This is a genomic window from Kitasatospora sp. NPDC056327 (assembly GCF_042261735.1).
GTDB lineage: Bacteria > Actinomycetota > Actinomycetes > Streptomycetales > Streptomycetaceae > Kitasatospora.
This window is the reverse complement of record NZ_JBHJRC010000369.1, coordinates 1-7,277: the sequence shown is the minus strand read 5'-3', so window position 1 is coordinate 7,277 and position 7,277 is coordinate 1. Positions and strand designations below refer to the sequence as shown.

The 7,277-nt window shown below is 77.6% G+C and carries 4 protein-coding genes and 1 tRNA gene; 2 read left to right on the top strand and 3 right to left on the bottom strand.

Annotated elements, in window-relative coordinates; all coding sequences use genetic code 11:
- Nucleotides 1-176: 176 nt before the first annotated feature.
- The 3 genes from ACFCX4_RS32950 to ACFCX4_RS32940 form a co-directional block, all read right to left on the bottom strand.
- Nucleotides 177-1,184: an alpha/beta hydrolase gene (locus ACFCX4_RS32950; RefSeq protein WP_376150560.1), complete on the bottom strand. Its 1,008-nt coding sequence runs from the start codon at nucleotides 1,182-1,184 to the stop codon at nucleotides 177-179.
- 117 nt (nucleotides 1,185-1,301) lie between these two features.
- A complete protein-coding gene (locus ACFCX4_RS32945; RefSeq protein WP_376150562.1) occupies nucleotides 1,302-2,279 on the bottom strand; it encodes a helix-turn-helix domain-containing protein in 978 nt (325 codons plus the stop codon).
- 75 nt (nucleotides 2,280-2,354) lie between these two features.
- Nucleotides 2,355-5,273 carry an AAA family ATPase gene (locus ACFCX4_RS32940; RefSeq protein WP_376150558.1) on the bottom strand — a complete coding sequence of 973 codons (2,919 nt, stop codon included), beginning with the start codon at nucleotides 5,271-5,273 and terminating at the stop codon, nucleotides 2,355-2,357.
- A gap of 164 nt (nucleotides 5,274-5,437) precedes the next feature.
- Between ACFCX4_RS32940 and ACFCX4_RS32935 the strand changes: the two genes are divergently transcribed.
- Both ACFCX4_RS32935 and ACFCX4_RS32930 read left to right on the top strand, forming a co-directional pair.
- A tRNA-Met gene (locus ACFCX4_RS32935) sits at nucleotides 5,438-5,511 on the top strand.
- A gap of 447 nt (nucleotides 5,512-5,958) precedes the next feature.
- Nucleotides 5,959-7,191, top strand: coding sequence for a hypothetical protein (locus ACFCX4_RS32930; protein ID WP_376150556.1), 1,233 nt, complete (start codon nucleotides 5,959-5,961; stop codon nucleotides 7,189-7,191).
- The last annotated feature ends 86 nt before the right edge of the window (nucleotides 7,192-7,277 follow it).

The window sequence follows — 7,277 nt, the reverse complement described above, 5'->3', positions numbered from 1 at the left end:
GGGGGGGGGGGGGGGGGGGGCCGCGGCCCGGGGGGCGCCCCCGGGCCCCCTCCGGCGCGTCCGGACACCGCCGCGGGGCCGGAGGGCGGACGGGGTGCCACCGCGGCCGCCCTCCGCGCCCCGGACCCGCTCCCGTCCCCGCCCCCGTCCGCACCCGGGCCGCACCCGGACCGCGCTCACCAGGCGCCGCGGTGCAGGGCGACGTGCACGGTGTCGACGACCTGGATCAGCGCCGCCCGGGCGGTGCCGGTCGGGCAGCACGCGTCGAGCAGCAGGAAGCCGTGCACGGCCCCCTGGTAGCGGGTCGCCACGACCGGGACGCCCGCCGCGCGGAGCCGGGCCGCGTAGGCCTCGCCCTCGTCCCGCAGCACGTCGGCCTCGGCGGTGACCACCAGTGCCGGGGGCAGCCCGGCGAGCTGCTCCAGCGAGGCCTGCAGCGGCGCGGCGGTCGCCTCCCGGCGCAGCCCCGGGTCGGGCAGGTAGTCGTCCCAGAACCCGCGCATGTGGTCGCGGTGCAGGAAGTAGCCGGTGGCGAACCGGCGGTAGGACGGCGTGTCGAAGTCCGCGTCGGTCACCGGGCACACCAGCACCTGGTGGACCAGCCCCGCGTCCCCGCGCTCCCGGGCCAGCAGCGTCAGCGCCGCCACCAGGTTGGCCCCCGCCGAGTCCCCGACGGCGGCCACCCGTTCGCCCGCCAGGCCGATCTCGTGGCCGTGCGCCCGGATCCAGCGGACCACCGCGTAGCACTGCTCGACGGCCACCGGGTAGCGCGCGGCGGGCGCCCGCGCGTAGTCCACGAACACCACCGCGGCGTCCGCGCCCAGGGCGAACTCCCGGACCAGCCGGCCGTAGTGCCCGGCGTCCCCGGGCGACCAGCCCAGGCCCGGCAGGAACAGCATCACCGGGCACGGCTCGGCGGCGCCGGCAGGCCTGGTCACCTGGACGGAGACCCGTCCGGTCGGCCCGCCGGGCAGCGCCAGCCACTCCGTCGTGGTGGAGAACGGGTCGTCCGGATCGCCGCCGGGGAGGCCGGGTGCCCCGCCGGCGCCGGTCGGGCCGTCGGCCGCGAGGAAGGCGAGGTCCGGCGGCTCCGCCGCCGACGGGCCGGACCGGGCGTCCAGGAAGTCCTGGAGCGCCCGGTCGAGTACCGGCCCGCGGTCGGGAGAGGGGGTGAGGTCGGGCAACTCGTCTCCTGGCTTCGGTCGGTGGGCGCCGCTGCGCCCGGGTGAGCCGTGGGCGGGACGGCGCCGGGCACCGTGCGCCCGTCGTCACCGGGGACGCCGCCCGGCTCCACGGTTCGGCTAGGCCCCGTCGCCCGGCCCGGCCGGCCGGCGTCCGGCGCGCCACTCCCGGGGCGGGACGCCGTACGCGGCGCGGAAGGTCCGGCTGAAGTGCGCCGGGTTGACGAACCCCCAGCGCTGGGCGACCGCCGACACGGTCGGCGCCGTGCGGCTCCGGCGGGCCAGCTCGCGGGCGCACTCCTCCAGCCGGCGCTGCTGGATCAGCCGGCTCACGGTCACGTCCTCGCCCTCGAAGAGCCGGTGCAGGTACCGGACCGAGATGTGGTGGGCCTGCGCGATCCGCTCCGGCCCGAGCTGCGGCTCGGCCAGGTGCCGGTCGATGTACCCGCGGATCCGGCCGACCAGCTGGGTGCCGGCGCTGTCCGGCTCCTCCGCCGCCCGGCCGTGGGCGAGGTCGGCGACGAGGCCGCTGAGCAGCTCGGCGACGCTGCCGGCCAGCCGCTCGCCGACCGGCGCGGAGTAGGAGTGCGCGGAGGCGGCCAGGGTGTCCAGGAACGGCAGCAGCACCGGTCCGTAGCCGTCCGCCGGGCCGACCGCCGTGGCGGCCACCTCCCGCAGCTCCTGCTCCGGCACCCCGAGCAGCCGGCGCGGCAGGTGGAACAGGTGGGTGCGGAAGCGCTCCGGGTAGTCCACCGAGTACGGGCGCGCGGTGTCGTACAGCACCAGGCCGCCGGGCGGCACCTCGGCCCGGCGCCCGTCCTGCTGGAGGACCGCCCGGCCGCACACCTGGACGCCCACCCCGACCTGCGGCTCGCTGCGCGGGGCCCGGGCGATCAGCGCGGCCGTGCGGGAGACCCGGGCGGCGTCCGCCTCCAGCGTCGAGACGCGCACGTGGCCGAGCCGGTGCGACACCAGGCGTCCGTCGAACGGCCGCCCGGTGAGCGGGCGCACCTCGACCGGGACGAGGGTCCGTGACACGGCGCCGCCCAGGTAGGCCGCCTTCTCGCCGTCCGGGACCGACGCGGTCGTCACCCGCATGCCCATCTGACCGCCCGTTCTTCCGCCGACTTCCGACACGGCCAGCCTGACCGACGGACGGAGCGGTCCGTTAGGTCATCTGACTGCCGTCCCGCCCGGCGGGCGCGGCCGGACGCCCGCCGGGTCGTCACCGGGGCCGGAACCGCGACCGGACCCACGACCGGTGCCGGTGCCGTCGCCGGGCCCGGCACCGGGGCCCAGGGCGTGGGCGAGGGCGGCCCGGGAGGCGATGCCGAGCTTCGGGAAGATCTTGTAGAGGTGCGCCGCGACGGTGCGCGGCGACAGCCGGAGCTGGCGGCCGATCTCCTTGTTGGTCAGGCCGGTCGCGGCCAGCCGGGCGATCCGCAGCTCCTGACCGGTCAGCACGGCCGCGCCCGCCCGGGCGGCCGGACCTGCCGCCCCGGAAGGCGCCGCCCCGTCCACCGGGCCGGCGGCGGGTTCGGCCGCGCCCCGCTGCGCCGGGACCACGAGGTCGCCCGCGGCCCGCAGCTCCTCCTCGCACCACTGCGCCCAGGGGAGCGCCCGCAGTCGGCGGAAGTCGTGGTGGGCGGCCCGCAGCACCTCGCGGGCCCCGGGGCGGTGGCGCCGGCGCAGCCAGGCACCGTGGGCGAGCCGGAGCCGGGCGAGTTCGAACACCCAGCGTTCGGCACCGGGCACCGCGTACGCGGTGCGGAAGGCGGCCTCGGCCGCCCCGTCGTCCTCGCCGTCCTCGGCGGCCACCGCGGTGGCCGCCGCGACCAGGAAGGCGTGCCGTTCGGAGATCTCCGCGGAGCGGGCGCCGCGCGCCGCGGCGAGGTGGGCCAGTGCCTCCTCGCGGCGGCCGGTGTGCACGGCGGCCGTCACCAGGTCGAGCACCAGCGCGTGGTGCCAGGCCGGTCCGGCGGGCGGGCGGCCGGGCGGGGTGAGTTCGCCGAAGTGCGCGTACGCCTCCTCGTGGCGCCGGTGCGCCAGGGCGGCCAGCCCGTGCAGGTGGGTGAGGCGGTCGAGGACGTGGCGCATCCGGGCGCGGGTGGCGTCCGGCCGGATCCTCCGGTCGATCGCGTCCAGCCCGGTCTCGTCGCCCCGGCCCGCCAGGTAGTGGGCGTGGTAGAGGCGGAACAGCAGGGCGTTGCAGTGGTAGCCGAGTTCCTCGGCGATCCCGGCCTCGGTCAGGCAGACGCCGGCGCGGTCCCAGTGCCCGTCCAGGTAGTCCTGGTGACAGCGGGCCTTCGCCACCGAGCCCTGGGAGGCGAAGTTGTGCAGCCCGGTGAAGCGCTGCCACAGGTTGCCCTCGGGGCAGTCGAGCGCCGTGGCCGTCCAGAGCAGCAGCCAGGCCGCGCCGGCCTCCTGCTCGCCGGTCAGGCTCCCGGCGAGCGCCCGCAGTTCGTCGGCGGTGCCCGGGCCCGGTTCGGTCCAGGCGCGCAGGCAGAGCCGGCCGGCCTCGGAGACGGCCTCGCGGTGCCGGTGCAGCGCCTGCCAGGCCCAGGGGTCGTCGGTGTAGCTGGCGGCCAGCAGCAGCTTGAAGTAGGCCTGTTCGACCAGCCCGCCGAAGCCGTCGGCACCCGGCGCGGTCAGTGCGTCCAGGGCGGCCGGCAGCAGGGCGGCGGAGGAGGCGAACTCGACGTGGTGGCTCTGGTCGGCGTAGACGACCGCGTAGGCGAACAGCGGCGCGACGTCCTGCGGCACGGCACTGTTCTTCAGTTCCCCGACCAGCGCCGCGGTGTGGCGCAGCTGTCCGCCGCGGGCCGACATCACGGCGGCCCAGGTGAGCCGGCGGACGCGGTCGCAGGAGCCGGGGCTGAGTACGGCGGCGCGTTCCAGCAGCAGCGCGCCCTCGGCGTCGCCGCCGCGCCCGGCGAGGTCGCGGCCGGCCTCCTGGAGGCGCTGCGCGAGGTCCTCGTCGGGCAGCAGCGCGGCCGCGGCCTCGTGGACCAGGCGCCCGGGGTCGGTCGGTGCGAGCACCTCGGCCAGGGCGCGGTGGGCCTCGCGCCGGGCGGCGTCGGAGGCCGCGGCGACCACGGCGGTGCGGGCCAGGGGGTGACGGAACACCAGTTGTCCGGTGGCGTCGAGCCGGGCCAGGCCGTCGGCCTCGATCCGGGCCAGGGTCCCGCGCGGGTCGCCGTCCCCGGCGGCGCGCAGCCAGACGCCGCTGCTGAGGTCCTGGCCGGTGGCCAGGGCGCCCAGCAGCAGGAGCCGGCCGGCCTCCGGGGTCATCGCGTCCAGCCGGTCGGCGAACATCCGTTCCAGCCGGCGGCCCAGGGGCAGCCGGGCGGGCAGCGGGGCGACGCCGCTGCGCTGGGCGTCGGCCAGCTGCCGGGGCAGTTCGACCAGGGCCAGCGGGTTGCCGTCCGCCTCGGCGAGCACCCGGTCGCGGGTGCCGGCGGCGAGCCCGGGGTGCCGGGTGCCGAGCAGTTCGGCGGCGTCCGCCCGGGGCAGCGCCCGGACCTCGACGGTCTCGGCGGACCAGGTCTGGGCGGCCGGGCCGTCGGTGCGGGTGGCGCCGACGATGACCAGCGGGAGTCCGGCGCAGCGCCGGTGCAGGAAGCCGAGGACGGTGGCGCTGGAGGAGTCGATCCAGTGCAGGTCGTCCAGGAGGAGGAGCACGGGGGCGGTCCGCACCTCCCCGTCGAGCAGGGCCAGCGCGGCGGCGCCGACGGCGAAGCCGCTCGGGGCTCCGGAGCGGGCGCCGAACGCGGCGTCGAGGGCCTCCCGTTGGTGCGGCGGGAGGGCCGCGGAGCGCTGGAGGGGCGACCAGAGGGCCTGGTGGAGGGCGCCGAACGCGAGGTCGGTCTCGGCCTCCGCGCCGGTGGCGCGCAGCACGGTGAAGCCGCGTCCGCGGGCGGCGTGCTCGGTCCAGGCCAGCAGGGTGCTCTTGCCGACGCCGGGGTCGCCGCGCAGCAGGACGGTGGAGCCGCCCTCGCCCTCCCCGGCGCGGGCGAGGGCTGCGGCCAGCAGTCCGGTCTCCCGCTGCCGCCCGACCAGGGCTTTCGCACCGGCCCGTATGTCCTGCGCCACTCTTCCGTCTCCTTGGTCCGCAGGCATGTTGACCTGGGGTTCCAAGGTTAGCGCCGGTCGGGGGCGGGGCTCCGGCACCGGGACGGTCCGGGCGGGGGTGCCGGGCCGCCGCGGCCGTCGATTCGCCCCCGGACCGTCCGATGCCGTAGGGTCGGGTTCACCGACGCGGGGTGGAGCAGCTCGGTAGCTCGCTGGGCTCATAACCCAGAGGTCGCAGGTTCAAATCCTGTCCCCGCTACTCAGTGGCACCGAAGGCCCGGAGGACTCGTCCTCCGGGCCTTCGCCGTCCGCTCCCCTCCGCTCCCCCGTCCGGCCGGGCCCGCCGCCCCGTCGACGCCCGAGCGTCCCCGGCGCCCCGGACGTACGAGTTCGTCTCCGCCGACAGCCGGACCCGCCGCTACGTCGAGCAGCACCGCCGGGATCACCCGTCTCCCGACGGCACCTGCGGAATCCTTTCCGCAACGCACGATCGGCCTGCGAAGGGCAGGCCCGGCGGCTAGAGTCGCGGCCGTATCGACGCGCTGCCGGAGCGGCACCCGGTGTCCGTACCGGCGGCGAGAGCACACGGCACGTCCCGCACCACCGCACCAGCGGCCCGTCCGCCCCGGCCCTCGCGACCCCCGCGGGCGCCGGAGCACCGCAGGACCGGGCCGACATGCCGTCGACCAGACAGGGAACCCGTGTCATGACCGCCCGCACCGGCCACCGCACGGCCGCCGCCGTCGCCGCCGCCCTCACCGCCGGAGCACTGCTGGGGGCCTCCCCCACGGCCTCCGCGGCAGCCGCCCCGCTCACCGCCCCGATCATGACCGTGCCGCCGACCGGCGTCCCCGGCAAGTCCTACAGCGAGCCCACCGGCGTCAACAACAGCGGTGTGTTCGTCGGTTACGCCTACGGGTACGACCAGCTCGACAAGCCCAGCGCCGTCCGCTGGAACCCCGACCTCGCCCCCGTCACGCTCGCCCCGCTGCCCGGCGAGGACTACGCGCAGGCCGTGGGCGTCAACGACGCGAACCTCACGATCGGCGTCTCCTGGCCCGCCTCGCGGGACTCCTCGCGCCCGACCGCCGTCCGCTGGGCGGCCGACGGCACGCCCACCCCGCTGCCCCCGCTGCCCGGCGACCTCTACAGCACGGCCACCGCGATCAGCGGCAGCGGCATCGTGGTCGGGACCTCCTACACCGTCTCCAACCAGCCGCACGCCGTGGCCTGGCGCCCGAACGGCACCACGGTCGCCCTCGCCCCGCTTCCCGGTGCGACGACCAGCGTGGTCACCGGCGTCAACAGTCACGGCACCGTGATCGGCCGGGCGTACGACGGCATCTCGCGCGGGATCATCTGGAGCCCGGACGGCACCCCGGCCCGCTTCACCACGGTCCCGACCGGCGGGTCCGGCGACTGGCCCGTCGACATCAACGAGGCCGGCACCGTGGTCGGCGTGGCCGACGTGCCGACGAGCTCGGGCGCCGTCCGCCACGGTCTGGTCCGCTCCGCCCACGGAGCGGTCCGCGACCTCGGCCCGGGCACCATGCCGACGGCGATCAACAACTCCGGGACGGTCGTCGGCCAGTACCTGCCCAATGTGGACTCCGTCAACGGGCACGCGGCCCGCTGGAGCGCGGACGGGACGTTCACCCCGCTCGCCCGGAAGCCGGAGAACGGCGGCAGGTCGATCGCCCTGGGGGTCAACGACTCCGGCACCGTCGTCGGCTACGCGACGGACGGCATTCCGGCCCGCCAGTACCAGTCGGGCCGGCTCTGGGCCCCGGACGGCACCCTGACCGACCTCGACCCGGAGAACACCGCCAACCGGACCTCCCTGTTCGTCAACAACGCGGGCCTGGTCGTCGGCCTGTTCCTGACCCGCTCCCCCTGGAGCCTCTACCCCTCGCACTCGGCCGCCGCCTGGCTCCCGTAGCCACCGGCCGCCCGACGGCGGTGGGGCCCGCCCGCGCCCGCCCCGGGGCCCCCCCCCCCCCCCGGGCCCCCCCGGGGCGGCGCCAG

What these genes read in the sequence shown, in the direction of transcription:
- ACFCX4_RS32945 (WP_376150562.1), bottom strand. Translation starts at nt 2,279, where the DNA reads ATGCGGGTGACGACCGCGTCGGTCCCGGACGGCGAGAAGGCGGCCTAC.
- ACFCX4_RS32930 (WP_376150556.1), top strand. Translation starts at nt 5,959, where the DNA reads ATGACCGCCCGCACCGGCCACCGCACGGCCGCCGCCGTCGCCGCCGCC.